Origin of the sequence: Streptomyces sp. NPDC058470 (assembly GCF_042721055.1) — a bacterium.
GTDB lineage: Bacteria > Actinomycetota > Actinomycetes > Streptomycetales > Streptomycetaceae > Streptomyces.
Genome location: NZ_JBHXMF010000155.1, coordinates 1 through 1,080 on the forward strand (window position 1 = coordinate 1; position 1,080 = coordinate 1,080).

Annotated in this window: 1 protein-coding gene; it reads left to right on the forward strand. The window is 67.6% G+C overall.

Translation table 11 applies throughout. The features are described 5' to 3' along the window. The coding region (locus ACFWP7_RS42620; protein WP_384394054.1) for a condensation domain-containing protein at positions 1 to 1,080 on the forward strand (1,080 nt) is incomplete at both ends.

Here is a 1,080-nt window from a genome sequence, read left to right on the forward strand (position 1 = left end):
AGATCCTGTGCCAGGCCTTCGCCGAGGTCCTCGGACTGCCGTCGGTGGGTGTGGAGGACGACTTCTTCGAGCTGGGCGGTCATTCGCTGCTGGCGGTGTCGTTGGTGGAGCGGTTGCGTGAGCGGGGGGTGTCGATCTCGGTGCGGGCGTTGTTCCAGACGCCGACGGTCGCGGGCCTGGCCGTGGTGGCTGCTCCGCAGACGGTGGTGGTTCCGCCGAACCGTCTCCCGCAGGGCACGGTCGAGATCACTCCGGACATGCTCCCTCTGGTCGAGTTGGACGAGAGCGAGATCGCGCACCTCACCAGGCAGGTCCCTGGTGGCGCGGGCAACATCGCCGACGTCTATCCCCTCGCCCCGCTCCAGGAAGGCATCTTCTTCCACTATCTGCTCCAGGCGGATACCGGACACGACGTGTACGCCTCCCCCCGCGTCCTCGGACTCGACTCGCGGGAGCGGCTGGATGCGTTCCTGGGTGCGCTGCAGAGCGTGGTGGACCGGCATGACATCTACCGCACGGCGATCGTGTGGGAGGGACTGCGCGATCCCCTCCAAGTCGTCCTCCGGGAAGTGGAGTTGCCCGTCGAGGAGGTCTCGCTCGATCCGGAGAATGGCGAGGGCGTTTCGCAGATGCTGGCTCTCGGCGGGGCCAGGATGGATCTGACGCGGGCTCCGTTGATCCGGGTGCAGGTCGCCGCTGAGCCTGGTGGTGACCGGTGGCTGGTGCTGCTGCGTATCCATCACCTGGTGCAGGACCACACCACGCAGGACGTATTGCTGGGCGAACTGCGCGCGTTCCTCTCGGGTGGGGAGGCGTTGCTGCCGGAGCCGTTGCCGTTCCGGAACTTTGTGGCGCAGGCCCGGCTGGGAGTCCCTCGGGAGGAGCACGAGCGGTACTTCGCCGAACTGCTCGGAGACGTCGAGGAGACCACCGCACCGTACGGACTCGTCGACATTCACGGTGACGGAAGTGGCGTGACCCGCGCCCGGCTGGCCGTCGACGCCGAACTGGGCACCCAGGTACGGGAGGTGGCACGTTCGCTGGGGATGAGTACCGCCACCGTGTTCCACCTGGCGTGGG